General features: G+C 62.6%; 26 protein-coding genes and 1 pseudogene. 18 read left to right on the top strand and 9 right to left on the bottom strand.

The features are described from left to right. Positions 1–67 precede the first annotated feature (67 nt). From F2982_RS03935 to F2982_RS03910, 6 genes are all read left to right on the top strand, one after another. Entirely contained in the window at positions 68–1,249 is a 1,182-nt protein-coding gene (locus F2982_RS03935; RefSeq protein ID WP_246777505.1) for a cell wall hydrolase, read from the top strand. A 276-nt stretch (positions 1,250–1,525) separates the two neighbouring features. Then, on the top strand, positions 1,526–1,867 hold the full coding sequence (locus tag F2982_RS03930; protein WP_112719115.1) for an AtpZ/AtpI family protein: 342 nt from the start codon (positions 1,526–1,528) through the stop codon (positions 1,865–1,867). A 72-nt stretch (positions 1,868–1,939) separates the two neighbouring features. After that, the gene (locus F2982_RS03925; RefSeq protein ID WP_112719114.1) at positions 1,940–2,692 is read left to right on the top strand and encodes a F0F1 ATP synthase subunit A; all 753 of its coding nucleotides are present in this window, start codon (positions 1,940–1,942) and stop codon (positions 2,690–2,692) included. 67 nt (positions 2,693–2,759) lie between these two features. Next, on the top strand, positions 2,760–2,987 hold the full coding sequence (locus tag F2982_RS03920; protein WP_003588243.1) for a F0F1 ATP synthase subunit C: 228 nt from the start codon (positions 2,760–2,762) through the stop codon (positions 2,985–2,987). Between the two features lie 78 nt (positions 2,988–3,065). Further along, complete coding sequence (locus F2982_RS03915) at positions 3,066–3,707, top strand: F0F1 ATP synthase subunit B (protein ID WP_112719113.1); 642 nt, start codon at positions 3,066–3,068, stop codon at positions 3,705–3,707. Between the two features lie 3 nt (positions 3,708–3,710). After that, a complete protein-coding gene (locus F2982_RS03910; RefSeq protein WP_112719112.1) occupies positions 3,711–4,196 on the top strand; it encodes a F0F1 ATP synthase subunit B in 486 nt (161 codons plus the stop codon). Positions 4,197–4,874: 678 nt separating this feature from the next. On the opposite strand, the gene F2982_RS03905 is transcribed toward F2982_RS03910, so the two are convergent. Both F2982_RS03905 and F2982_RS03900 read right to left on the bottom strand, forming a co-directional pair. Then, on the bottom strand, positions 4,875–5,564 hold the full coding sequence (locus F2982_RS03905; protein WP_203429295.1) for a ribonuclease HII: 690 nt from the start codon (positions 5,562–5,564) through the stop codon (positions 4,875–4,877). 213 nt (positions 5,565–5,777) lie between these two features. Further along, positions 5,778–6,935: a PA0069 family radical SAM protein gene (locus F2982_RS03900; protein ID WP_203429294.1), complete on the bottom strand. Its 1,158-nt coding sequence runs from the start codon at positions 6,933–6,935 to the stop codon at positions 5,778–5,780. A gap of 138 nt (positions 6,936–7,073) precedes the next feature. On the opposite strand from F2982_RS03900, the gene F2982_RS03895 reads away from it, so the two are divergent. Next, the gene (locus F2982_RS03895; RefSeq protein ID WP_203429293.1) at positions 7,074–7,592 is read left to right on the top strand and encodes a glycosyl transferase; all 519 of its coding nucleotides are present in this window, start codon (positions 7,074–7,076) and stop codon (positions 7,590–7,592) included. A 2-nt stretch (positions 7,593–7,594) separates the two neighbouring features. Here the strand turns inward: F2982_RS03895 and moaB are convergent, their stop codons facing one another. The 4 genes from moaB to F2982_RS03875 all read right to left on the bottom strand — a co-directional run bounded on the left by moaB (position 7,595) and on the right by F2982_RS03875 (position 12,008). After that, positions 7,595–8,140 (bottom strand): molybdenum cofactor biosynthesis protein B, encoded by a 546-nt coding sequence (gene moaB / locus F2982_RS03890; protein WP_203429292.1) that lies wholly within the window; start codon positions 8,138–8,140, stop codon positions 7,595–7,597. A 1-nt stretch (position 8,141) separates the two neighbouring features. Next, the gene (locus tag F2982_RS03885) at positions 8,142–9,023 is read right to left on the bottom strand and encodes a 4-(cytidine 5'-diphospho)-2-C-methyl-D-erythritol kinase (protein ID WP_203429291.1); all 882 of its coding nucleotides are present in this window, start codon (positions 9,021–9,023) and stop codon (positions 8,142–8,144) included. Between the two features lie 6 nt (positions 9,024–9,029). Then, entirely contained in the window at positions 9,030–10,862 is a 1,833-nt protein-coding gene (locus tag F2982_RS03880; protein ID WP_112719106.1) for a tetratricopeptide repeat protein, read from the bottom strand. A gap of 129 nt (positions 10,863–10,991) precedes the next feature. Further along, positions 10,992–12,008 (bottom strand): polyprenyl synthetase family protein, encoded by a 1,017-nt coding sequence (locus F2982_RS03875; RefSeq protein ID WP_199626515.1) that lies wholly within the window; start codon positions 12,006–12,008, stop codon positions 10,992–10,994. A 108-nt stretch (positions 12,009–12,116) separates the two neighbouring features. Here F2982_RS03875 and F2982_RS03870 point away from each other — a divergent pair, with 108 nt between their 5' ends. Together F2982_RS03870 and F2982_RS03865 are read left to right on the top strand one after the other, a co-directional pair. Next, a complete protein-coding gene (locus F2982_RS03870) occupies positions 12,117–12,344 on the top strand; it encodes a DUF2007 domain-containing protein (protein WP_112719104.1) in 228 nt (75 codons plus the stop codon). A gap of 4 nt (positions 12,345–12,348) precedes the next feature. Then, the gene (locus tag F2982_RS03865) at positions 12,349–13,125 is read left to right on the top strand and encodes a methyltransferase (RefSeq protein WP_203429290.1); all 777 of its coding nucleotides are present in this window, start codon (positions 12,349–12,351) and stop codon (positions 13,123–13,125) included. Here F2982_RS03865 and F2982_RS03860 read toward each other — a convergent pair. Beyond that, the gene (locus tag F2982_RS03860; RefSeq protein WP_112719102.1) at positions 13,122–14,462 is read right to left on the bottom strand and encodes an Nramp family divalent metal transporter; all 1,341 of its coding nucleotides are present in this window, start codon (positions 14,460–14,462) and stop codon (positions 13,122–13,124) included. The genes F2982_RS03865 and F2982_RS03860 overlap by 4 nt on opposite strands. A 189-nt stretch (positions 14,463–14,651) precedes the next feature. On the opposite strand from F2982_RS03860, the gene F2982_RS03855 reads away from it, so the two are divergent. Together F2982_RS03855 and F2982_RS03850 are read left to right on the top strand one after the other, a co-directional pair. Beyond that, a complete protein-coding gene (locus tag F2982_RS03855) occupies positions 14,652–15,512 on the top strand; it encodes a S49 family peptidase (RefSeq protein ID WP_199626518.1) in 861 nt (286 codons plus the stop codon). A gap of 21 nt (positions 15,513–15,533) precedes the next feature. Then, positions 15,534–15,725 (top strand): hypothetical protein, encoded by a 192-nt coding sequence (locus F2982_RS03850; protein ID WP_112719101.1) that lies wholly within the window; start codon positions 15,534–15,536, stop codon positions 15,723–15,725. A gap of 5 nt (positions 15,726–15,730) precedes the next feature. Here the strand turns inward: F2982_RS03850 and F2982_RS03845 are convergent, their stop codons facing one another. Continuing rightward, the gene (locus tag F2982_RS03845; protein WP_203429289.1) at positions 15,731–16,051 is read right to left on the bottom strand and encodes a type II toxin-antitoxin system RelE/ParE family toxin; all 321 of its coding nucleotides are present in this window, start codon (positions 16,049–16,051) and stop codon (positions 15,731–15,733) included. After that, entirely contained in the window at positions 16,048–16,323 is a 276-nt protein-coding gene (locus F2982_RS03840) for a hypothetical protein (protein WP_112719099.1), read from the bottom strand. The genes F2982_RS03845 and F2982_RS03840 overlap by 4 nt, the downstream gene beginning before the upstream one ends. Positions 16,324–16,424: 101 nt before the next feature. Here F2982_RS03840 and F2982_RS03835 point away from each other — a divergent pair, with 101 nt between their 5' ends. The 7 genes and pseudogenes from F2982_RS03835 to F2982_RS03805 all read left to right on the top strand — a co-directional run bounded on the left by F2982_RS03835 (position 16,425) and on the right by F2982_RS03805 (position 25,599). Beyond that, the gene (locus F2982_RS03835) at positions 16,425–17,384 is read left to right on the top strand and encodes a glycine--tRNA ligase subunit alpha (protein WP_112719098.1); all 960 of its coding nucleotides are present in this window, start codon (positions 16,425–16,427) and stop codon (positions 17,382–17,384) included. A 104-nt stretch (positions 17,385–17,488) separates the two neighbouring features. Further along, on the top strand, positions 17,489–18,040 hold the full coding sequence (locus tag F2982_RS03830) for a LemA family protein (protein ID WP_199626520.1): 552 nt from the start codon (positions 17,489–17,491) through the stop codon (positions 18,038–18,040). Positions 18,041–18,111: 71 nt separating this feature from the next. Continuing rightward, positions 18,112–19,374, top strand: a complete 1,263-nt coding sequence (locus F2982_RS03825; RefSeq protein WP_203429288.1) for a 3-phosphoshikimate 1-carboxyvinyltransferase — start codon at positions 18,112–18,114, stop codon at positions 19,372–19,374. Between the two features lie 40 nt (positions 19,375–19,414). Next, a pseudogene (locus F2982_RS03820) lies at positions 19,415–21,337 on the top strand (DUF2207 domain-containing protein); the annotation flags it as partial. Positions 21,338–21,583: 246 nt separating this feature from the next. Continuing rightward, positions 21,584–22,855, top strand: coding sequence for a phosphoribosylamine--glycine ligase (purD, locus tag F2982_RS03815; RefSeq protein WP_203429287.1), 1,272 nt, complete (start codon positions 21,584–21,586; stop codon positions 22,853–22,855). A gap of 107 nt (positions 22,856–22,962) precedes the next feature. Further along, a complete protein-coding gene (locus F2982_RS03810; protein ID WP_203429286.1) occupies positions 22,963–23,430 on the top strand; it encodes a plant virulence effector HPE1-like domain-containing protein in 468 nt (155 codons plus the stop codon). 348 nt (positions 23,431–23,778) lie between these two features. After that, positions 23,779–25,599 carry a methyl-accepting chemotaxis protein gene (locus F2982_RS03805; RefSeq protein ID WP_203429285.1) on the top strand — a complete coding sequence of 607 codons (1,821 nt, stop codon included), beginning with the start codon at positions 23,779–23,781 and terminating at the stop codon, positions 25,597–25,599. Positions 25,600–25,752: the final 153 nt, after the last annotated feature.

The raw sequence follows: 25,752 nt of genomic DNA, 5'->3' as shown, positions 1-25,752 counted from the left end.
AACCATCAAGGTTAATGAGAGATTTTCGATACAAAGTTCATGCGTCCCGTGTTCCCGGAGTCTGGCGTTGCGTCGAAAGAGCGTTTCCCTCGGCAAGCTGCGTATTGTGCCCAAAAACTGGGTCTCACCCGCCATCTTCGGCATCTGCGGGTGGCTCGTATTCCCTTCCATCGTCTCGCATGCGGATCTCGCCGCCATGCTCGCCGGCCTCGATGAGAGCCGCGAGAACTGGCGCATGGTGATGACCAATTCGCCGGCCGGCTCCATCCACCAGGCCGAACTCACCTTCGCAGACCCGATCGTGACGGGCACGGTCGCCGCCGGTGCCGGCATGGTTCTTCCCGATGGCCGCAAGGTCGCCTTCGTCGCCGAAGGGAAGGGGCATGAGGACACGACCGATGAAGAACGCGTCAACCGCAGCCTGAAGAAGGGCCGCATCGTCGCCGTCGAGAAGATGCAGCCGCCGAAGGATTTCACCGCCGGCTCCATTCTCCAGCGCACCCGGCTGCTCTTCCAGCCGGCCTTCAATCTCAAGGACAAGTCGGCCTTCGTGAAGCCGAAGATCAAGGGCAAGGAAATCGAGATCGCCATGGCCTTCTATAAGAAGGAGCCGATCAAGCCGGAAACCGTGGTGCCGACCTTCCTTGCCGATCTCGTCAACAACGACAAGCCGGATGTGCTGGCAACCGCCTATGCCCCGGCCGCGCCCGACTACTCCCGCCAGTCTCCTTTCGATTCGATCCTTGCCGACAAGGGCGCCAATGACGGCCGCTTCGTGCCGCAGATCGGCGCCAGGGATCATGCCTGGGCCGCAAGCGTTCTTCCGCCAACGGTGTTTTCCGCCGCCGAGCAGCAATGTCTCGCGTCCGGCATCTATTTCGAGGCCCGCGGAGAATCGGTGAAGGGGCAGGCAGCCGTTGCCCAGGTCATCCTCAACCGCGTTCGCAACCCGGCCTATCCGAAAACCATCTGCGGCGTCGTCTATCAGAACGAGGACTGGCGCAACCGCTGCCAGTTCTCCTTTGCCTGCGACAACATCAAGGATCGCGTGAACTCGCAATATCATTGGCGCATGGCCCGTGAAGTGGCGATGGCGGTGACGGCCGGCAAGATCTGGCTGCCGCAGGTTGGCTCCGCCACGCATTATCACGCGGTCTATGTCCGCCCGAAATGGGCCAAGACCATGGAGAAGGTCGGCCGCATCGGCCTGCACGTCTTCTACCGCACCTATGGCGGCGGCTGGAGCTGAGCGCCGCTAATCTGTGGATTCTCTGCAGCTTCCACCGGCTATAAAGCTGATTCTCCCGCTCGAATTTTGCCAAGCGGCCGAGATTGAGATCAAGTGCCTGATATAAAACGATTATTTTATGTCCAGGCACGGGCGCCCTATGCCTTGACTATACCAATCCCTAAAACTATGTTGCGCGCGACTTCAGAACGGGCCGAAAGGTTCTATATTCCATGTCTCTGACGTCCGCGGGACCGGGGTAGCGGGATTGCGGATAGGGATGTAGGAGGAGGAACCATGTCGGATGACCGGGAAGAAAGTCTGGACAGGCGCCGCACGCAGCTGGGAGCAGAGCTCAAGGCAAAGCGTGTAGAGGCGAGAGAGGAACAGGCGAGCGAGGCCCGCGCCGAGGAAAGCCGTAAAGGCTATGCCCAGGCGATGAAGCTTTCGAGCGAATTCATCTCCGCTATCATTGTCGGCGCGCTTCTGGGCTATCTCCTCGACCGTTTTGTCGGCACGGCGCCTTGGGGTTTGATTATTCTTCTGCTTCTCGGATTTTGTGCCGGTGTTTTGAATGTTCTCCGTGCCGCAGGCAAGGTTGCAAAACCGGAGCCTGGAAACGGAAACGGCAGCAAATAGGGCAGGGCGCGCCAGCGCCTCGTTCATTATGAATGATCCCGCGCCCGCGGGCCAAAGAAGAGAGAACAAGCGGTGTCTAACGATCCGACCCATCAGTTCCTGATCCAGAAGATTGTGCCGATCGAAGTCGGCGGGATTGATTTCTCGTTCACCAACGCTTCGCTCTTTATGGTCGCTTCGGCTGCCGTTGCCGCAGGCTTCCTGTATTTCTCGACCTCGAACCGCGCGATCGTTCCCGGCCGCTCGCAGTCGGTCGCTGAAATGTCTTATGAATTCATCGCCTCGATGCTGAAGGAAGGCGCGGGCACCAAGGGAATGAAGTTCTTCCCGCTGGTCTTCTCGCTCTTCATGTTCGTGCTGACTGCAAACCTGCTCGGCATGTTCCCGTACTTCTTCACCATCACCAGCCAGATCATCGTCACCTTCGCGCTGGCGCTGCTCGTCATCGGCACGGTTCTGGTCTACGGCTTCTATAAGCACGGCTTCCACTTCCTGAATGTGTTTGTCCCGCAAGGCGTTCCCGGCATTCTTCTGCCGCTGGTCGTGGCGATCGAAATCATTTCGTTCCTGTCCCGTCCGATTTCGCTCTCGGTTCGTCTCTTCGCAAACATGCTCGCCGGTCACATTACGCTCAAGGTGTTCGCAGGCTTCGTCGCCTCGCTCGGAGCCCTTGGCGCGCTTGGCATCGGCGGTGCCATTCTTCCTCTCATCATGACCGTCGCCCTGACCGGTCTCGAGTTCCTCGTCGCCTTCCTCCAGGCTTACGTCTTCGCGGTACTGACTTGCATGTACCTCAACGACGCGATCCACCCTGGCGGGCACTAAGGATAACGACATCGACGTCAAAGGGCGTCAGTCATTCGCCGCAACAACCATTTCAAAGGAGTTCAACATGGAAGCGGAAGCAGCAAAGTTCATCGGTGCAGGTCTGGCTTGCTTTGGTATGGCCGGTACGGCTCTCGGCCTCGGCAACATCTTCGGCAGCTACCTGTCCGGCGCTCTGCGCAACCCGTCTGCCGCTGACAGCCAGTTCGGCCGTCTGGTTTTCGGCTTCGCCGTTACGGAAGCTCTGGGCATCTTCTCGCTGCTCGTCGCTCTCCTCCTGCTCTTCGCCGTTTAATTTCGGTGGATTGAGGGATCACGGCCTGCAGACCGCAAGCCGTGATCCTTTGCATTTGCAGTACACCTGGAGGTGAGCATGTTTTTTGTGACCCCGGCCTATGCTGAAGAGGCTCCGGCGGGAACGGCAGAAACGGGTGCAGCCACTGGTACGGATCCGCACGCCGCCCCGGCTGCTGGCGAGGTCCATACCGAAACCGGCGTTGCCGGTGGCGAGCATCATGGCGGCGTTTTCCCGCCGTTCGATTCGTCGACCTACGCATCCCAGCTTCTCTGGCTGGTGATTACGTTCGCTGTTTTCTTCGTGCTCATGCAAAAGGTCATCGCACCGCGCATCGGCGGCATCCTCGAGCAGCGCCATAACCGGCTCGCTCAGGACCTGGACGAGGCAGCCCGCCTCAAGTCCGAAGCCGACGCCGCAGTCGCAACCTATGAAGGCGAACTCGCCGCAGCCCGCGCCAAGGCCAATCAGATCGGCTCTGCCGCTCGTGACGCCGCCAAGGTCAAGGCCGAAGCCGATCGCCGCGCTGTCGAAGCCAGCCTTGCTGAAAAGCTGAAGGCCGCCGAAGGCCGCATCGCCGACATCAAGGCGAAGGCATTTGCAGACGTCGGCACGATCGCTGAAGAAACGGCAACCGCCGTCGTCGAACAGCTGATCGGCGGCACCGCTGCCAAGACCGACGTTGCCGCTGCCGTTGCAGCCGCCAAGAAGGAGGCTTGATCGATGGCACTTGACGCAACATTCTTTGCGATGATCGGCCTGTTCCTCTTCCTGGGACTGGTTGTCTATCTCAAGGTTCCCGGCATGATGGCGAAGTCGCTCGACGACCGCGCCGATCAGATCCGCAACGAACTGGCGGAAGCCAAGCGCCTGCGCGAAGAGGCCCAGCACCTGCTGGCCGAATACCAGCGCAAGCGCAAGGAAGCCGAAGCCGAAGCTGCCAACATCGTCGCGGCTGCCGAGCGCGAAGCAGACATGCTGACCGCCGAAGCCAAGAAGAAGACGGAAGAGTTCGTTGCCAACCGCACCGCGCTTTCCGAGCAGAAGATCAAGCAGGCGGAAGCCGATGCGATGAAGGCCGTCCGTTCGGCCGCCGTCGACCTCGCGATCTCTGCAGCCGAAGCCGTTCTCGCCAAGAAAGCGGACGCCAAGGTCCAGACCGACCTCTTCAAGGCCGCCGTCGGCGAAGTGAAGACGCGCCTGAACTGAGGTTCGGACATTGAGTTTGAAAAGCCCCGCCATTGCGCGGGGCTTTTTGTTTTTGGGGTGTGGCGGCTATAGCAGCCTCGCAATCTGCTGCGACAGTTGTTCACCGTGGGAGGGCCCCCTCATGCCGCGCAGCCAACGCAGGCCGTCAATCGGATCACCGAGACCTCCCCAACCTCCCTCATTCCTGTGCTTGTCACAGGAATCCAGCCACGGCACGTCTGCGCCGTGAATGACACGAGACGACTTCCAGCGCACCAATGAGTCTCTCGCGCCCCAGGACTGGGGCGCACTGGATTCCTGTGACATCCCGTGGGCGTAGCCCTAAGGGCACAGGAATGAGGGAGGAGAAGTTGGTGGCCGCGGAGCGAGGTGGCACGTGGGGCCGCGTCTAGGGGCGGTCCATAGAGGACGTGTGAAACATCAAAGGCTGGTGCCTGCAGCCCCCTCATCCGGCGCTATCGGGCCACCTTCTCCCCGAGGGGAGAAGGGAGGGAAGAGAAGGCTGTTCGCCCTTTCCCAGCCAAGGGCCGGAGGGTGTATCGAGACGTTGCGCAATTCCCTTTTCCCCAGCGGGGGTCCGAAGGACGGGTCGAGACCAGTGGCTCGACCCCGGTAGGTGCCCGAAGGGCGGATGAGGGGGCTCCGCGCGCAACGGCAGAAGCGGAACCACCCTACCCCTTAATCCCGCAACATCTCCTCCGTCACCGCAACCACCCCATCCTTCCGCAACGGCCGGAACGTCATGCGGTGCAGCGGGCACGGGCCGTGCGCCTCGATCCCCGCGCGGTGCTGCGCCGTCCCATAACCAGCGTGGGCGGCGAAGCCGTAGTTGGGGAAGACGAGGTGGGCGCGGGTCATCATCCGGTCGCGGGTGACCTTGGCGACGATCGAGGCGGCGGCGATGGAGACGGAGCGGGCGTCACCCTTGACCACCGCCTGGCCGGGGCAGTCGAGCCCCTGGGGCACGTCGAGGCCGTCGGTCAGCACATAGGCCGCCGGAATGGAGAGGCCGCAGATGGCGCGGCGCATGGCGTCGAGGCTCGCCTTGCGGATATCGGTATCGTCGATGCGGGTGGCACTGGAGGAGGCGATGGAGACCGTTGCCGTTGCCAGGATCTGCACGAACAGCTCCTCGCGCTTGGCGGCCGACAGCTGCTTGGAATCGTTCAGCCCCTCTGGGATGCGCTTCGGGTCGAGAATGACGGCTGCGGCAACGACAGGGCCGGCGAGCGGCCCGCGTCCGGCTTCATCGGCACCGGCAACCGGCCAGTGACCGGCCTTGCGGGCCTTCAGTTCCAGCTTGAAATCCGGAGTGAGCGGCGCGTCTTCGAAAAGCAGAGGAGAATCGGGTGGCGTGCGACGTTTCATGCGGCTGAACCTCGCACGCCAACCCGATTTCCTGCAAGCCCCCGGAACAGGGCGGCGGCCGGGGGCTAGGGCCGCGAAGGGGCAGGGGACCCATCCGCGGTGTGCAGGCAGCCAGGGCGGCGGCAGCCTGCGGGTATTGCGTCATTGCCGGCGGCATACCCGCCGGCCGGTCGAAACGCTCCTCACGCGCCCGTGCCAGCGGGCGCGAAGTCTTCAAAGCAGCGACAGCTGCACGCCGCTGCCATCCGGCGGCACGAAGAGATCGTCGCGCAGCGGCATGCTGCGTCTGACCATGCCGAGCCGCTTGGTGGCCATCTCGAAGCGGCGGGAGATCTGCCAGGCATAGGGGCCTGCACCCTTCATCCGCTTGCCGAACTCGGCGTCATAATCCTTGCCGCCGCGCATCGAGCGCACCAGCGACATGACATGCCGGTAGCGGTCCGGATAATGCTGCAGCAGCCAGTCGCGGAACAGCGGCGACACTTCGAGCGGCAGCCGCAGCAGCACATAGCCTGCCTCGCGCGCGCCGGCGGCATGCGAAGCCTCCAGAATGCGCTCCAGCTCGTGGTCGTTCAGCGCCGGGATGACGGGTGCGGCCATCACCGAGGTCGGGATGCCGGCCTCGCTCAGCGCATGGATCGCCTCCAGCCGCCGCGGCGGCGTAGAGGCGCGCGGCTCCATGGTGCGGGCGAGCTTGCGGTCGAGCGTCGTCACCGAAAGCGAGGCGCGCACCAGCCCCTTGGCGGCCATATCCTTGAGGATATCGATGTCGCGCATGATCATCGCCGACTTGGTGACGATCGAAACCGGGTGGCTCGCCTTGTTCAGCACTTCGAGGATCTGCCGCATGATGCGCCATTCCTTCTCGATCGGCTGGTAGGGATCGGTATTGGTGCCGATGGCGATCACCCGCGGCTTGTAGCCGGGCTTGGCAAGCTCGCGCTCCAGGAGCTTGGCGGCATCGGGCTTGGCAAACAGCTTCGCCTCGAAATCGAGCCCGGCCGACAGGCCCATATAGGCGTGGGTCGGCCGCGCGAAGCAATAGATGCAGCCATGCTCGCAGCCGCGATAGGGGTTGATCGAGCGGTCGAAGGGAATGTCGGGAGACTCGTTGCGGGTGATCGCCGTTCGCGGCTTCTCGATCTGCACTTCGGTGCGGAACGGCGGCAACTCTTCCAGCGTCTGCCAGCCGTCGTCGAACGTCTCGCGGCTTTGCGGCTCGAACCTGCCGCTCGGGTTAAGCCCGGCGCCACGTCCGCGGCGGCGCTCGCCATCCACCCGCAGGCCGGATTGGGCGATCAGCGCTTCGGCAATATCTGCCGTGTTGGCAGGCGCGAATGCGGCCTGCCCTGCAAGGGACTGTTCGTTCATCGGATTCTCCCGCAGCGGAGGCGTTGCCTTCGCCCGTTCTTGATGATTAAATTCCTAATCAGAAAATGAGAACAATGCAAGAACAAAATGAGGAAAGTCGCGCTGGCAAAATTTTGTGCGGCGCATTATAAATAGGCAATGTTGACGGTTGTTCTGGAGTGCCAGGATCAGGAACCTGAGCTGGCGCAGACTTTATCGGTGCTGGTCGCGGGCGCGGTCGAAGGGCTTGTAAGTGATGTCGTGGTGCTCGATCACGGCTCGCGCGACGGCACCTCGCGGGTGGCGGATGCTGCCGGCTGCCGTTTCCATTCGCAATGGGATATCAAGGACATATTGCGTTCGGCCCGGGGCGAGTGGCTGCTCTTCGTCGAGCCCGGCGCGCGCCCGCAGGCAGGCTGGATCGACGAGATCGCCGAATATGTGGCGCTGAACAAACTGCCCGCCCGTTTCACCGCCTCGCGCGCCTATCGCCGTCCGTTCCTGCAGCGGGTCGGCCGTGCCTTGCCGCCGCTGGAGCTTGCCTATCTTGTCCCCAAGAAGCAGGCGATCGCCTCGGCCAAGAGCGGCATGCGGCTGTCGGAATTCCCGAAGGGCCAGAAGCTGCGTCAGCTTTCCAGTGAATTGATTCCTTCCTGGGTGGCACGCGCCGCCAAATAGAATCAGCCGCCGCGCTTAAGGTGCTCGTCGAGCCGCGGCATGATTTCCACGAAATTGCAGGGCATGTGCCGGTAGTCGAGCTGCGCCTTCAGGATCCCGTCCCAGGCATCCTTGCAGGCGCCGGGCGAGCCGGGCAGCACGAAGATGAAGGTGGCGTTGGCAACACCGGCCGTGGCGCGCGACTGGATCGTCGAGGTGCCGATCTTGTCGTAGGAAATCCGGTGGAAGACTTCCGAGAAGCCGTCCATGCGCTTCTCGAACAGCGGCTCCAGTGCCTCCGGCGTCACGTCACGTCCGGTAAAGCCGGTCCCGCCGGTGGTGATGACAACGTCGATACCATCGGTCTCCGTCCATGCCTTCACCTGCGCTGCGATCGCCTGCCTGTCGTCCTGCACGATGGCGCGCTCGATCAGCTTGTGGCCGGCCTCGGCGATACGGGCAGCGAGCGTGTCGCCCGACTTGTCGTCCTGGAGCGTGCGGGTATCGGAGACGGTCAGCACGGCGATGCCGACGGGAATGAACGGCCGGTTCTCGTCTATGCCAGGCATGTCACTCTCCCGAAACAGTTTCCGTCGCCTGGAAATACCAGTCCGGCCGCTGGCTGTGAAGCTGCTGCGCAGCCGCCTCCGCCGCCTGCAGGGAAGGGAAGAGCCCGAAGCAGGTAGCGCCGGAGCCGGACATGCGGACGAGATCGGCGCCGCTCCCGGCAAGCAGGGCCGAAATCTCGGCAATCTCGGGCGTCAGGCTGCGCGCCGGCGGCTCGAGGTCGTTGCGGTTCACCTCGATCACCCGCATCCAGTCGCCGGCCGAAAGATCGAGCGGCCGGTTGTTCTTCTCTGCCAGTGCGCGAAAGATCTGCGGCGTCGACACGCCCTTCAGCGGATTGGCGAGCACCAGGAAGAGCCGTGGCAGCGCCACCCGCTCGATCTCCTCGCCGATCCCGCGCGCTATCAGCGGCCGGCTTTCCAGGCACATCGGCACATCGGCGCCAAGCTGCAGCGCAAGCGCCGAAAGCATATCGGCGGGCACCCGCACGTTCCAGAAGCGCTGAAGCCCGCGCAGTGCCGCAGCCGCATCCGCCGATCCGCCGCCGATCCCGGAGGCCACCGGCAGGTTCTTGTCGAGATGGATGGAAACTGTCGGCGCATGGCCGCCCTGGGCAAGCACGGCCTGGCGCAGAAGATCGCGTGCCTTGAGAACGAGATTGCTGCCGGGATCGCCACCAAGATCGCCGGCAAAACGCCCGCCGATGGTGAAGCCGTCGGCATCGGCGGCGGTGAAGCTCAGCCGGTCGCCGTGACTGGTGAAGGTCACCAGCATGTCGAGCAGATGGTAGCCGTCGTCTCTCTGGCCCGTCACATGCAGGGCCAGATTGATTTTCGCAGGCGCGTCTTCAGTCACCGTGAAACGGCGGCTCTCCGCATCCGGCATCCGTTATCAGGACTTCTTGTCGACGGGCGGCGGGGTCACCGGCGCCGGGTCCGGCTGCTTCTTGTCGGCGGACTTGGCCTCGTCGTTCTCGGGCTTCAGGCCGTTGGCGATCTTGTCCTTGATCTTCGGGATCTCGGCTTCCTCGGGCTGCGAGTTCAGCGCCCGGTTCCACTGATAGACGGCCTCGAGCTTGCGGCCGACATGCCAGTAGGCATCGCCGAGGTGATCGTTGATCGTCGCGTCGCCGGCCTTGATTTCGGCGGCCTTTTCGAGCTCGGCAACGGCATCGTCGAAGCGGTTGAGCCGGTAGTAGGCCCAGCCCAGCGAATCGATGATGTAGCCGTCGTCAGGCCGCAGATCGACGGCCTTCTTGATCATCGTCAGGCCTTCGTCGAGGTTCTTGTTCATGTCGATCCAGGAATAGCCCAGATAGTTCAGAACCTGCGGCTGGTCCGGATTGAGCTCCAACGCCTTGCGGAAGTTCGGCTCGGCCTGATCCCACTTCTTCAGCCGCTCATAGGCAATGCCGCGCTGGAAGAATACGGTCCAGTCGGCGCGGCCGGGCAGGGAGCCGATCGCCTCGACGGCCTTGTCGTAGTTCTCGGCCATGGCCGGATAGTCCTTGGCATCGGAAAGGACGCTGCCATAGGCGAGGTAGCTGCGGATATCCTTCGGGTCGGAGGCGATCAGCTGCTGCAGATGCTTGCGGGCCTCTTCCACCTTGCCGCCCTGGGCGAGTGCCAGGCCGAGCTGCAGTTCAGAGATGCGGCGCATCGGCGAATCCGCCGGAACCTTCTGGTAGAATTCGATGGCGCGGTCCATCTGTTCCTGCTTCTCGGCAATGCCGCCGAGCAAGACCAGCGTATCGGCGCTGTCGGGGTCGAGCGCATTGGCGGTCTGCAGGTAGAGCGAGACGATGTCTTCGGCGCCATCCCGGTTCAGCGCGGCGCCGACGGAGAACAGCACGGCGGCCGCACCCTGCGCGGCATTCTCGACCTGCTGCTTCGGCTTCTCGCCGCTTTCGATGCTCTGGCGCAGTGCCTTCAGCGGTGCGTAGTTCGGCAGCAGGTTGTCGCCGACGGAGATCGCGTCCAGCGCCTTCTGCTTGTTGCCCTGCGATGCCTCGAGGCGGGCAAGCGCCATGATCGAGCGCATGAAGGTATCGGGCGCCGTGGCGCCGCCATCCTTGTCGAGCACGGCATCGTTCAGATGCTTGCGGGCAGAGGCGACATTGCCGTTGACGATGGCGATTGCGCCGGCATGGTAGTTCTGGAAGATGCGGAACCAGTCCGGTCCCTTCATCTTCTCGACCATCGCCAGGGCTTCCTTGCCACGTCCGGCGCCGAGACGCGCCCAGGCCGACAGCAGGTCGTTCATCATCCGGTCGAGATCGTTCGGGCCGTCATATTTCAGGATCGCTTCGGCGCCCTTGTAGTCGCCGCGGCCGACGGCATCCATCGAGCGTACGACCGTCGTCACGCGCTCGATGCTCGGGTCGAGCTTCAGCTCGTTGGCGTATTTGACGCCTTCCTTGAAATCGCCGCTGAGCAGCAGCGAGATCATCAGGCGCTGGCGGATCTCAGGATTGCCCGGCTCGATCTGCAGGGCCTTCTTGTAGAGTTCGATCGCCGTCTTGTAGTCGTGGTCGACATCGGCGGTGCGGGCGGCGAGGAAGGCGCCGGAGAAGGTGGAAACCGTATCCGGGTCGAACATCACGGTCTTGCTGGCATCGTCGGGCTTGGCCGCGTCTTCCGCATGCGCGCCGGTCAATGCGCCGAACGAAAGAACGGCTGCAAGGGCTGCGCTCGAAAGAAGACGGATGGCAAATCTCTGCCGCATTAGAAAACCTCTCTTCAATGCAGCCGGCAAGCTCCGGCTGCGAAATCAGTTGCAATGACTGATTCACAACAGGATGGCTTTTTTGAAGCGGCCCTGCAACAAAATCAGCCCGCGATCAAAGACCTTTGATTAGTTCACGCGCTCGATGCAGAAGTCGATGACTTCCATCATGGCCGATTTCCAGGACGTATCGGGAAGCGGCGCCAGAGCGTCGCGCGCGATCGTGCCATAGTGGACCGCCCGGGCGATCGTATCGTTCAGCGTGCCGTATTTGGTGATCAGGCCGAGGGCCTTTTCAAGGTTCGCATCGCTGCTGTTGCCGCCCTCGATCGCATCGCGCCAGAAGGCACGCTCTTCCTGCGTGCCGCGGCGGTAGGCGAGGATGACGGGAAGCGTGATCTTGCCTTCGCGGAAATCGTCGCCGACATTCTTGCCGAGATCGGCAGCCTTGCCGCCGTAATCCAGCGCATCGTCGACCAGCTGGAAGGCGAGGCCGAGATTCATGCCGTAGGACTTCATCGCGTTGCGGCCGGACTTGCCGGCATCGGCAACGATCGGGCCGACTTCGGCGGCTGCCGCAAACAGCGCCGCCGTCTTGGCGCGGATGACCGAGAGATAGTCGTCCTCGGTCGTTTCCATGTTCTTGGCGACCGAAAGCTGCAGTACCTCGCCCTCGGCGATGACGCAGGCAGCCGAAGAGAGAACGTCGAGCGCATCGAGCGAGCCGACATCGACCATCATGCGGAAGGCCTGGCCGAGCAGGAAGTCGCCGACGAGGACGCTGGCCTGGTTGCCCCAGATGGTGCGGGCCGTGGACTTGCCGCGGCGCAGGTCGCTTTCGTCGACCACGTCGTCATGCAGAAGCGTCGCCGTATGCATGAATTCGACCGAGGTCGCGAGCTTGATGTGGTTCTCGCCCTTGTAGCCGAACAGACAGGACGAGGCGAGCGTCAGCATCGGGCGCAGGCGCTTGCCGCCGGAAGAGATCAGGTGGTTGGCCACCTCCGGGATCATCTGCACGTCGGAACCGGCCTTCGAAAGGATAAGCTGGTTGACCCGCTCCATGTCCGCCTTTGTCAAATCGACCAGCGGCTTGACGGATGCCAGTTTGTTTTTGCTTTCTTCAAGCGGTATGACCACGCCCAACGACCCGGACTCCTGTTCACTCTTTGAATTTGACAATAGAAAGGGGCGGCAGAAGCGGCAAGGGGTGAATTGTCGCGTAGCGCAAATTTGAAACGGAATTGACCGCAAATGCATGAACTTATCCGTGCCAACGATCCCGTCCTGCTCTCGTTTGCGCAGAGCCTGTTAAAGGATGCCGGAATTCACTGCTTCGTAGCCGATCAGGGCATGAGCATTCTGGAGGGTTCGCTCGGCATGCTGCCGCGCCGCCTGCTTGTCGATGACGAGCGCGCCGTTCAGGCCCGCCGCATCCTCACCGATGCCGGTCTGGCAGACGAGCTGCGCGCGGAAAAGTGAACCTATGACGAGCCCGGTTTCCGAAACGATCGATGCCTTCCACCGCGGCGGCTTCCACATCGTCCAGCCGAAGGGCAGGGGGCACCGGTCGGGTATGGATGCCATGCTGCTCGCCGCTCTGGTCGCCGATGACAGGCCGGTCAGGGTTGCCGATCTCGGCGCCGGTGCCGGTGCGGCAGGGCTCGGCGTCGCCTCGCGGCTTCCGAAGGCTGAAGCCGTTCTCTTCGAGCGCTCGGCGGAGATGGCGGATTATGCCCGCCGCAGCATCGCTCTGTCCGAAAACGCCCATATGGCCGGGCGCGTCTCGGTAATCGAGGCCGATGTGACGCTGACTGCCAAGGCGCGCAACGATGCTGGGCTTCCCGACGAGGTCTTCCACCACGTCATCATGAACCCGCCATTTAACGCTTCAGGCGACCGCAAGACGCCGGATGCCCTGAAGGCCGAGGCGCATGCGATGACCGAAGGATTGTTCGAAAGCTGGATCCGCACCGCCGGCGCCATCATGATCCCTGGCGGCCAGCTGTCGCTGATCGCCCGCCCGGAATCGATCGCCGAGATCATCGCCGCCTGCGGCCGCCGCTTCGGCGGCATCGAAATCACCGCCATCCATCCCCGCCAGGGCGAAAACGCCGTGCGCATCCTGCTGACGGCGATCAAGGGCTCGCGGGCACGGCTGTCGCTGCGCGCGCCGCTGATCATGCACGAAGAGGGGAGCCACAAGTTCTCCCCCCTCGTCGATGATTTCAACAACGGCCGCGCGGCCTATGAGCGGCTTTAGCCGATCACGAAGTCGAAGAGCAGCTTGATGTTCAGTCCGGCGATGACGATGGCGATCAGATAGGCGATCGCCGAGAGCCAGCGGGGAGCGACGAGTTCGCCCATCTTCGCCTTGCTGGCGGTGAACATCACCAGCGGGAAGACGGCGAAGGAGAGCTGCAGGCTGAGCACGACCTGCGTCAGGATCAGCAGTTCCGCCGTCCCCGCATCGCCGTACCAGATGGTGACGAAGGCGGCCGGGATGATGGCGATCGCCCGGGTGATCAGGCGGCGCACCCATGGCTGGACCTTCATCTTGATGAAGCCTTCCATGACGATCTGGCCGGCAAGCGTTGCCGTCACCGTTGAATTCAGGCCACAGCAGAGCAGAGCGATGCCGAACAGCGTCGGCGCGATGGCGAGGCCAAGCAGCGGCGCCAGCAGCGAGTGCGCTTCGCCGAGCTCGACGATATTGGTCTGGCCATTGGCGTTGAAGGCGGCTGCCGCCAGGATCAGGATCGAGGCGTTGATCAGCAGCGCGAAACACAGCGCCACCGTCGAGTCGATCGTCGCAAAGGTCAGCGCCTCGCGCTTTTCGGGCAGCGTGTGGCCGAAGTCGCGTGTCTGCACGATGCCGGAATGCAGGTAGAGATTATGCGGCATGACGGTGGCGCCGAGAATGCCGAGCGCCAGGTAGAGCATTTCCGGATTGGTGACGATCTCCGTCGTCGGGAAGAAGCCCTTGAGAACCGCGCCCCATTGCGGATCGGCAAGCAGGATCTGCACGCCGAAGCAGAGCGCGATGACGCCGAGCAGGGTGATGATGAAGGCCTCGACCCAGCGGAAGCCCATCTTCTGCAGGTAGAGGATGAGGAAAACGTCGAGCGCGGTGATCAGCACGCCGAGCTCCAGCGGCACGCCGAAGATCAGGTTCAGACCGATCGCCGTGCCGATCACCTCGGCGATATCGGTGGCGATGATGGCGATTTCCGCAAAGGCCCAGAGCGGAACGGAAACCCACTTCGGAAAGGCATCGCGGCAGGCCTGTGCCAGATCGCGGCCGGAACCGATGGCGAGCCGGGCGCAGAGCGATTGCAGCACGATCGCCATCAGGTTGGAAAGCAGCGCCACCGTCAGCAGCGCATAGCCGAACTTCGAACCACCGGCGAGCGAGGTCGCCCAGTTGCCCGGATCCATGTAGCCGACGGCGACCATGTAGCCCGGGCCGGCAAAGGCGGCGATCCTGCGGAGTTTCGATCCGTCGCGTCTCGTATTGACGCTGCGATAGACGTCGGAGAGCGAGGCTTCCTGGCGTTCATACCGCCAGCCGCCTTTTCTCTGCGGATTCAAAACATCCATGTCATTTCCACCTGTTGCTTATATTGGCACTATGACCGATTAGAATGATAATGCAAGTCATTCGCAACAAGAAAATGGAGTGTGCGTTTTTCCGGTAATTCTGACGCGGTTTTCGGCGCTTTCCCATTGTGTTTGCCGTTGCGCTGCATACATGGATTGCGACGCCGAAATGCGAAGAAGGATTTGAAAATGGCCGGATTTTTGAGAAAGCTGATGCCGAAGCGCTTCCGCAAGGAAGGGGTGGTGATCCCCGTCGTCAGGCTGCAGGGCGCCATCATGAGCGGCGGCAACCAGTTTCGTCCTGCGCTCAATCTGGCCTCGGTCGCCCCGATGCTCGAAAAGGCTTTCTCCGCCAAGGATGCGCCGGCTGTGGCGATCTCGATCAATTCGCCCGGTGGCTCGCCGGTCCAGTCGCGCCTGATCTTCACCCGCATCCGTGAGCTGGCCCGCGAGAAGCAGAAGAAGGTGCTCGTCTTCGTCGAGGATGTCGCGGCCTCCGGCGGCTACATGATCGCGCTGGCCGGTGACGAGATCATCGCCGATCCCACCTCGATCGTCGGCTCGATCGGCGTGGTCTCCGGCGGCTTCGGCTTTCCGGAACTTCTGAAGAAGATCGGCGTCGAGCGCCGCGTCTATACCGCCGGCGAAAACAAGGTGATCCTCGATCCCTTCCAGCCGGAAAAGGAAAAGGACATCGAGTATCTGAAGACCCTGCAGCTCGAGATCCACCAGGTCTTCATATCGATGGTGCGCGAGCGCCGCGCCGGCAAATTGAAGGATGACGCGACCGTCTTCTCCGGCCTGTTCTGGACCGGTACCCGCGGCCTCGAACTCGGCCTCATCGACGGCCTCGGCGACATGCGCCAGGAATTGAAGAAGCGCTACGGCCACAAGACGAAGCTGGAGCTCGTCACCGCCGCCCGCGGCCTCTTCGGCCGCCGCGTTCCCGGCATCTCCACCATGTCGCTCGAAGGTGCGGCATCAGGTCTTGCGGCGGGACTTGTCGAAACAGCCGAAGAAAAGGCATTGTGGAGCCGCTACGGGCTATAAGAAGAGATAGGCGAGGGGGCCATGGCGCAGCTTGTTACGATTGCAATCCTGATATGCGCCGGCTGGTGGCTCTACCGCCGCTTCATCTCCGACGCCCAGCGCCTCCAGGAAAAATCCCGCCGCACCGAAAGGGAGCGCCAGACCGGCGCCGTCGGCACGCTGGTGAAGGATCCGGTGACCGGCGAGTACCGGGTGAAGCGGGAGGATGAGTAGGCGCCTTAGCGCCGCTCTTTCACGCGTGCTTCCCAGTCCGAACCGGCATAGCCGATCGCCAATATAAGAAGGGACTTGTCGCCTTCGTCGATCGTGAAGCAGATGACCGCCTCTTCGGCGGCCGGAATGATGCGAAGCCCCTGACAGACCTCGTCCCGAGGGGCTGCCTTGTATGGGAAGTCGACCAGGCTTTTCGTCACCCGTTCGATCTCGGAAAACTTCCGGTTGGCGATAGCCGTCCCGGCATAGTCTTCGATCAGCGTGAAAATATTGAAGAGATCGTCGGTCGCGCCTGGGTGATAACGCAGGCGGTAGCGTTCGCTCATCGCGCGGGCCTGGAGTTCAGCCGTTTGCGGACGCGCTCGAAGAGGTCGTCGTCTTCCATGTTGATGAACTGATCCCGCGGCAATTCCATCCGCCGCCGGATCTCATCCGCCATCCCCGCAACCGGATCGTCCTCGCCGCTCTCTTCAAGCCGCAGCCGCGCCAGCCCTTCGCCGATCACGTCGGAGACGCTCGGAAAGCGCCCGGCTTCCACCAGTTCCTCGGCAAAGCGGAGGTCCTCATCCGACAGCGTCACTGTGGTCTTGACGTTCATAGCCTGTATCCGTTCGAAACCATTGCGATCATACGTTATCTATTGACCCTTGTCCCCCGCCGTGGCACCTGTCCCGGCAAAATAAGCAACGGTGAATTCCCATGTCTGCATCGATCCCCGACCATATGAATCCGAAGCGCTCCTTCCAGGCGCTGATCCTGACCCTGCATAATTACTGGGCGGACAAGGGTTGTGCGGTTCTGCAGCCTTACGACATGGAAGTCGGCGCCGGTACCTTCCACCCGGCAACCACGCTGCGCGCCCTTGGCCCGAAGCCGTGGAAGGCCGCCTATGTGCAGCCCTCCCGGCGCCCGTCGGACGGCCGCTACGGCGAAAACCCGAACCGCCTGCAGCACTATTACCAGTACCAGGTGATCCTGAAGCCGAACCCGCCGAACCTGCAGGAGCTCTATCTCGGCTCGCTCGCCGCCATCGGCCTCGATCCGCTGCTGCACGATATCCGCTTCGTCGAGGACGACTGGGAAAGCCCGACGCTCGGCGCCTGGGGTCTCGGCTGGGAATGCTGGTGCGACGGTATGGAAGTCTCGCAGTTTACCTATTTCCAGCAGGTCTGCGGCATCGAATGCGCGCCGGTTGCGGGCGAGCTCACCTACGGCCTCGAGCGCCTCGCCATGTATGTCCAGGGCGTCGACAACGTCTACGACCTGAACTTCAACGGCCGCGAAGGCGACGAGAAGATCAGCTATGGCGAAGTCTTCCTGCAGGCAGAGCAGGAATATTCCCGCCACAATTTCGAATTCGCCAATACCGAGATGCTGCATCGCCATTTCATCGATGCCGAGAAGGAATGCCAGGCGCTGCTCGCCGCCGGCGCCCCCGGCGATGCCGACAACCAGCGCCTCCACAAATGCGTCTTCCCGGCCTACGACCAGTGCATCAAGGCGTCCCACGTCTTCAACCTGCTCGACGCCCGCGGCGTCATCTCGGTCACCGAGCGCCAGGGCTACATCCTGCGCGTCCGCACGCTCGCCAAGGCCTGCGGCGAAGCCTTCCTGCTGACGGATGCTGGCGGGGTCAACCTCGCGAAAGACGCCGCGTAAATCACCGCTTTGGGGAGCTCACGATCGCGTGAGTTCCCGGATGACAATTCTTCGCAACATGCATAGTCTCGCCGCAACTCTATTTCCGTTGCGGGGGATTCGCGATGTATATCATTCTCGGCTTGATCGTACTGATCGCCCTCTACGCCATCTTCGTCTATAACGGCCTCGTGCGGGCCCGGCAGATGGCGGAGGAGGCCTGGTCGGGTATCGATGTGCAGCTGAAGCGGCGTGCGGATTTGATCCCGAACCTGATCGAGACGGTGAAGGGATACGCCACCCACGAGAAGACCACGCTGGAAGAGGTCGTGGCCTTGCGCAATAAGGCGCAGGCCGTGCCTTCTGGCGATGTGGCCGGCAGGGCGCAGGCCGAAGGTCTGCTCGGTGCCGCACTTGGGCGTGTCATCGCGCTTGCCGAAGCCTATCCGGATCTGAAGGCGAACGCGAATTTTGCTGAGCTGCAGAGCTCGCTGGAAACCATGGAAAGTGAAATCCAGATGGCCCGCCGTTATTATAACGGTGCCGCCCGCGATCTGAACGTCAAGGTCGAGAGCTTCCCGTCCAATCTGGTTGCCGGTCAGTTCGGTTTCCAGAAGAAGGACTATTTCGAGATCACCAACGAGGCGGATCGCGCCGTCCCACAGGTCAAATTCTGACGTTTGTCTTTGCGCAAAAGCTGCTATGAGCAGGGCCGGTCACGGCAGCGCAATGGATGGAATACAGCGTAATGGGTACAGACAAGAAACTCACGATCATCCCGGTCAAGGCTCCGCTCGAAGGGCGCGCCGTGGCGCCGGGTTCGAAGTCGATCACCAACCGGGCGCTACTGCTTGCCGGTCTCGCCAAGGGCACCAGCCGCCTGACCGGCGCGCTGAAGAGCGACGACACGCGCTATATGGCCGACGCCCTGCGCGCCATGGGCGTCAAGATCGAAGAGCCCGATGATACGAGCTTCGTGGTAACAGGCAGCGGCAAGCTTCTGCCGCCGAAGGAGCCGCTGTTCCTCGGCAATGCCGGCACCGCCACCCGCTTCCTGACGGCCGCTGCCGCACTCGTCGATGGCACCGTCATCGTCGATGGCGACCAGCATATGCGCAAGCGCCCGATCGGCCCGCTCGTCGATGCGCTGCGCACGCTCGGCATCGATGCCAGCACCGAAGCCGGCTGCCCGCCCGTCAAGATCAACGGCACCGGCACTTTCGATGCCACCCGCATCGAGATCGATGGCGGCCTTTCCAGCCAGTATGTCTCCGCGCTTCTGATGATGGCCGCCGGTGGCAGCAAGCCTGTCACCATCGAGCTTCTCGGCGAGGATATCGGCGCGCTCGGCTATATCGACCTGACGACGGCGGCGATGCGCGCGTTCGGCGCCAAGGTCGAAAAGACCAGCCCCGTCACCTGGCAGGTCGAACCAACAGGCTATACCGCCGTCGATTTCGTCATCGAGCCCGATGCCTCCGCCGCCACCTATTTCTGGGCGGCCGAAGTGCTGACCGGCGGAAAGATCGATCTCGGCGTGCCCAACGCTGCCTTCACCCAGCCGGATGCCAAGGCCTACGACGTCATCGCCAAGTTCCCGAACCTGCCGGCCGAAATCGACGGCTCGCAGATGCAGGATGCCGTGCCGACGCTCGCCGTTCTTGCAGCCTTCAACAACACGCCCGTCCGCTTCGTCGGCATCGCCAATCTGCGCGTCAAGGAATGCGACCGCATCCGCGCGCTGTCGACCGGCCTGACGCAGATCCGTGCCGATCTCGCCCGCGAGGAAGGCGACGACCTGATCGTCAATGCCGATCCTGATCTCGCCGGCCAGCATCTGCCGGCGTCGATCGATACCTTCGCCGATCACCGCATCGCCATGAGCTTTGCGCTGGCGGGCCTGAAGATCGACGGCATCACCATTCTGGATCCGGATTGCGTCGGCAAGACGGTTCCCGCCTATTGGCGCATGCTCGCCGCGCTCGGCGTCACCTACGCCAACGAAAGTTGAGATAGCAAAGCGGCAGCTGCCGCGATCGGGGAGGGGTGGAATGATCCTGCGGTCTTTCGGTGTGTGCCTGGCGCTCTTCATGACGCTGACGGTGCGCACGGCACTTGGCGCCGAGATCATCTCCTCCTTCAATTCGGATATCCGGCTGGAAAAGAGCGGGGCGATGACGGTGGCCGAGACCATCACCGTCAATGCCGAGGGTAACCGCATCCGCCGCGGCATCTTCCGCGATTTCCCGCTGACCTTCACCGATGAGAACGGCCGTCTGCGGAGCGTCGATTTCGATGTCGTCTCGGTCACCCGCGACGGGAATGACGAACCCTGGAAGACGGAATCGATCTCCGGCGGCATCCGCATCTATGCCGGTTCGGAAGACGTAATGCTCTCGCCCGGCCGCCATCAATATGTCTTCACCTACCGCACCAACCGGCAGATACGCTATTTCCCCGATCACGACGAACTCTATTGGAACGTCACCGGCAACGGCTGGATCTTCCCGATCATGGCGGCGACGGCGACCGTCAATCTGCCCGATGGTGTGGCCGCCACCGATACCAATTTCTTCACCGGCCCGCTTGGCGCGACGGACAGGAACGCCCGCGTCTCCGGCAGCAACACCCGCCCGGTCTTTTCCACGACACAGCCTCTGAACGCTGAAGAGGGACTGACGATCGCCGTCAAGTTTCCCAAGGGCGCCATTGATCCGCCGAGCTCATCCGATCAGAACATGTGGTGGCTGAAGGATAACCGCGATTATTTCATCGGCTTCGGCGGTCTGCTGCTGGTCTTCCTCTACTACACCCGCTCCTGGCTGAAGGTCGGGCGCGATCCGGCCCGTGGCGTCGTCGTGCCGCGCTGGGATGCGCCTGACGGCATCTCGCCGGCGCTCGTCAATTACATCGATAACAAGGGCTTCTCCGGCCAGGGCTGGACGGCGCTGTCGGCGAGCGCGCTGAACCTTGCCGTGCGCGGCTTCGTCGTGCTTGAGGATCTCAAGCAGTCGATCGTCATCCGCCGCACCGACAAACCCAATGTCGGCCAGAAGTTCGAGGCGGGCGAGGCGAGCCTGCTGAACGCCGTCGGCAGCCGCGGATCGCTGACCATCGACAAGGCCAATGGCGAGCGGGTCAAATCCGTCGGCCAGAATTTCCGCTCGGCGATCGAGCGCGAGCATCGCGGCAAATATTACAACGCCAATACCGGCTATGTGATCGGTGGCGTCGTGCTCAGCGTCGCGGTGCTGATCATCCTCTTCGTCTTCGGCTCGCTGCAGCCCGATACGATCGCGCTGATGATCGTCCCGATCGCCGTCGTCGCCTTCCTTTCGCTTTTCGTCGCCGGTTTTGCCAAGTCGTTCAGGCGCGGCCATTCGCTCGGCGCCAAGATCATGTCGGTCGTGGCGATCGGCATTGCCGGTTTCATCGGCTTCTCGATCGTCTCCTCACTGGCGCTGGCGCTGTTCTCGTCGCTGATGGAGTTTCATGAAACGCCGATGCTCTTTGCCGTCGGCGGCATCGTCTTCCTCAACATGCTCTACGTTTTCATCATGGGCGCGCCGACGATGCTCGGCGCCAAGATGATGGATGGCATCGATGGCCTCAGGCAGTATCTGACGCTCGCCGAGAAGGACCGCATGAACATGGCGGGCGCGCCGGAGATGTCGCCGCAGCATTTCGAAAAGCTCTTGCCCTATGCCGTGGCGCTCGGCGTCGAAAAGCCCTGGAGCCAGACCTTCGAAACCTGGCTGGCGGCCGCCGCAGCCGGCGCGGTCGCCTATAGCCCGGCCTGGTATTCCGGCAATTTCAACAGCGGCAGCTTCTCCGATCGCATCGGCGGCTTCTCCTCCTCGATGGCCTCCACCATCGCCTCGACGATACCAAGCCCACCGCCATCGAGCTCGTCCTCCGGCTTCTCCGGCGGCGGCGGCTCCTCGGGCGGCGGCGGAGGCGGCGGCGGTGGCGGGGGTGGTAGTGCGCGTCCTACCGGGCAGCCCCCTCATCCGGCCCTAACGGGCCACCTTCTCCCCCAGGGGAGAAGGGACGGAGACACTGCGGCTTTCCCCTTCTCCCCTGGGGGAGAAGGTGCCCGAAGGGCGGATGAGGGGCCACACGGCAGAACCTCGGCGATTACGCCATCGATCAGCCCTCCAACACTTGACCTTTCGCCTCCCGCCCCTTAACCGCCAAGCGGAAAACGGAAAGGATCGGGCATGAAGGTTCTGTTGATCGGTTCGGGTGGCCGCGAGCACGCTCTCGCCTGGAAGCTGGCGCAGTCGCCGCTGCTGACGGAATTCTATGCCGCGCCCGGCAATCCCGGTATCGCCGAGCATGCGACGCTCGCTGCCGTCAACACCGAAGACCAGGATGCCGTCGTCGCCTTCTGCCGCGAAAAGGCGATCGATTTCGTCGTCGTCGGTCCCGAAGCGCCGCTCGTCGCCGGTCTCTCCGATACGCTCCGCGCTGCCGGTTTCAAGGTCTTCGGTCCGTCCGCCGCTGCCGCCCAGCTCGAGGGCTCCAAGGGTTTCACCAAGGATATCTGCGCCCGCTACGACATCCCGACCGGCGCCTATCAGCGCTTCAACAATGCCCCGAAGGCCAAGGCCTATATCCGCGAGCAGGGCGCCCCGATCGTCGTCAAAGCCGATGGCCTGGCAGCCGGTAAGGGCGTCACCGTGGCGATGACCGTCGATGAGGCGCTCGCCGCCGTCGACGACTGTTTCGAAGGCGCATTCGGCGCTGCCGGTGCCGAAGTCGTGGTCGAGGCCTATCTCGATGGCGAGGAAGCAAGCTTCTTCTGCCTGTCGGATGGCAAGCATGCGCTGGCGCTTGCCACCGCTCAGGATCACAAGCGCGTCGGCGAGGGTGATACCGGCGTCAATACTGGCGGCATGGGCGCCTATTCCCCGGCCCCGGTCATGACGTCGGAAATGGTCGAGCGCACGATGAAGGAAATCATCGAGCCGACGATGCGCGGCATGGCCGAGAGCGGCTATCCGTTCCAGGGCGTGTTCTTCGCCGGTCTGATGATCACCGCCAAGGGCCCCGAGCTCATCGAATACAATGTCCGCTTCGGCGATCCGGAATGCCAGGTGCTGATGATGCGCCTGAAGAGCGATCTGCTGCCGCTGCTGCTCGCCTGCGCCGACGGCACGCTCGATCAGGTCTCCGCCGAATGGAGCGATGATCCGGCTCTCACCGTCGTCATGGCCTCCAAGGGCTATCCGGGCGCCTACGACAAGAACACGCCGATCGGCTCTCTGCCGGCAGCAGGCGAGGGGGCAAAGGTCTTCCATGCCGGTACGGCGCTGAAGGACGGCCAGCTGGTCGCCACCGGCGGCCGCGTGCTGAACGTCACGGCGACGGGCGAAAGCGTCAGCGATGCCAAGCGCCATGCCTATGCGCTGCTCGATCAGGTCGAGTGGGACAACGGTTTCTGCCGCCGCGATATCGGCTGGCGCGCGGTCGAGCGCGAAAAGGCGTAGGGCTGGCCCGAAATCGGGTCAGTTCGCTAAATTTTTACCCTTTCCCCTGACCGGATGGAAATAAAGACGCGCTATTCTCCTGTTCATAGTCAGACGGAGTAGCGTTCATGCGTCAGTTCATCCTCGGTGCGGCAATCGCCCTTATCGCCGGTTCGGCCATGGCATCGTCCATCGATGTCGTTGCTCCTTCCGCGCCGGAAGGCAATGGCAGCATCCTCAAGGAAACCTGCACCAGCTGCCCGCCGCTCGCCGTTTCCGAGCGCAAGAAGGATTACACCGTCCCGACGCTGGCGCCGGGCGCGCTGCAGGCGAGCGAACTGCGCGATATCGACGGCCAGAAGAAGCTCTACCGCACCGAAGGCTGGATGGGCGGCTCGCCCGTCGTCTTCGTCACCAAGGCGACGCCTGATGTCGTCCAGGCCTTCAACAAGACCGGAACGCCCGCAGATGGCATCGACCCGACTTCCACCACCTCGGTGATCGGCCTCGACGCCAAGCCGGCGATGGCAGGCATGGCGGCTCCGGCGGAACAAATCGCGCCGTTAGACATTTCTGATTTCAAGCTGCGTGATTGAGCAGCCACAAGTTCCCTGCCCCTGATCCGGTCAAGGTTTGATCGCTGGGGTCCGCTTAGCGCGGATTGAATGCGCTCCTGAGAGAAGCAGGGGCGCATTCTTTATTTTGATTGAATGATAAATTACTCATGCAACGCATGCGCTTATGCGAAAAAACGGGACTCATAATTGACCGTTCCCGGCCCCGATATCGTTAATTCATCGTTTAACCATTGACCATAATTCTAGCCACCGGAGGACCGGAGCGAGCATGATTGCGCTTGCTGAAAGTGCGTGGTGACACGCGCAAAGGACGGGAGTTTACCCGATCCGGTGTTTTTGCGAATTCACCACTTTCACGAGACAATTATGAAAAAGCTCAAGATTGCCCACCAGCTTTTCGCTCTTGTCGGTGTGCTCATGGCGGCCTTCGCCGTTGCCACCTATTTTCAGATCCGCACCACGTCTCAGTCGATCTATGACGACCGCTTCGATCTGCTGCGCACGCAGGTCGAAAGCGCCATTTCGGTGCTCAATACCTATTACGAGCGCGAACAGTCCGGCGAGATGACGCATGAGGCCGCCCAGGCCGAAGCCTTCAAGGTTCTCTCCAAGGTCAAGTTCGAGCCGGCCGGTTATGTCTTCGGCTTCGATTACGACGTCGTCCAGCGCTTCCATCCGAGCCCGGTCAATATCGGCAAGGACATGAGCGGCCAGGTCGATAAGCGCGGCACCCATTTCAGCCAGGAAATGGTCGACAAGGGCAAGGCAGGCGGCGGCCAGACGATCTACTTCTGGAACAAGCCTGGCCAGCCCGACAGCGACGTCTTCCTCAAGGGCGCCTATTCCAAGGCCTTCGCCCCCTGGCAGCTCGTCGTCGGTTGCGGTGTGTATTTCGATGACCTGCAGGCGCAGATCAACGCAACGATGTGGAAGGCCCTGATTGCCTGCGGCATCGTCTTCCTCGCCGGCATCGGCGCTGCCTTCTACTTCATCCGCGGCATTTCCAGCCCGCTCAAGGATGTGCATCAGGCTCTCGAAGCCGTTGCCGACGAGCGCGTCGATGCCGCGATCCCGCATACCGGTCTCAACAACGAAGTCGGCATGATGGCCCGCGCCACTCGCTCACTGCAGGAGAAGGTGCGCGAACGCCACGCCATGTCGGAGCGCGAAGCCGCCCAGCAGATGGCGCTCGACAATGAGCGTGAAGCCAACCAGCGCGGTCAGCGCGACGAGGCCATGGCCCAGACGCGCGTCGTCACCACCATCGGCCAGGCGCTCGAACTGATTGCCCGCGGCGACCTGACGGTCCGCTGTGGCGATATTGGCCAGAAATACGCTGCACTCCGCGACAATTTCAACGACGCCCTGCAGCATCTCGAAGCTGCGATGGCCAAGGTCAGCGCCAAGGGCGGTGACATCGGTGTCGCCAAGGAAGAAATCCGCCGCGCCTCCAACGAACTGTCGCAGCGCACCGAGCGCCAGGCCGCAAGCCTGGAAGAAACCTCGGCCGCTCTCGACGAGCTCACCGTCGCCGTCCGCCAGACGGCGGAAGGTGCACACGAAGCCAGCCAGCGCGTTCGCGAAGTCAGCACCGAAGCCAGCCGCAGCGATGCAGTCGTCACCGAAGCGATCACCGCGATGAGCGGCATCGAGAAGTCCTCGGAAGAGATCAGCAAGATCATCGGCGTCATCGACGAGATCGCCTTCCAGACCAACCTGCTCGCTCTGAACGCAGGTGTCGAAGCAGCGCGTGCCGGTGAATCCGGCAAGGGCTTCGCCGTCGTCGCTCAGGAAGTTCGCGAATTGGCCCAGCGCTCGGCCGCTGCCGCCAAGGAAATCAAGGATCAGATCGCCCGTTCCTCCAGCCAGGTCGACCAGGGTGTCCGTCTGGTTGGTGAAGCAGGCGAGGCCCTGAAGCGCATCTCCGACCAGATCAAGTCGGCCAACGAAATCGTCGCCAAGATCGCCCACAGCGCCTCCGAACAAGACACCACGCTGCGCTCGATCTCGTCCTCGATGAACCAGCTCGATGCGGCAACCCAGCAGAACGCGGCGATGGCGGAAGAAACCACCGCTTCGGCCGAAACGCTGGCGGCCGATACCGACGAACTGCTCGGCCTGATCCGCGGCTTCCGCATCGGCAATGCTGCCCATGCCGCCCCGGTAACGGCACGCCGCGCGGCCTGATTTCAGGCCGCCGAAGCATCCGAAATCCGCTGACCTGACATCACCGGGCATTTGCCCGGTGAATCGAGTTAAGCTCATGATTTATAATGATTTTTCTGCGAACGCCTACTGATTTTTAAGGATTTTTTAGCCGTTCGCATGCCATTGTCCACC

Source organism: Rhizobium sp. BG4, assembly GCF_016864575.1.
GTDB lineage: Bacteria > Pseudomonadota > Alphaproteobacteria > Rhizobiales > Rhizobiaceae > Rhizobium.
The sequence above is the reverse complement of the archived record's forward strand: the minus strand, read 5'-3'. Positions and strand labels throughout refer to the sequence as shown.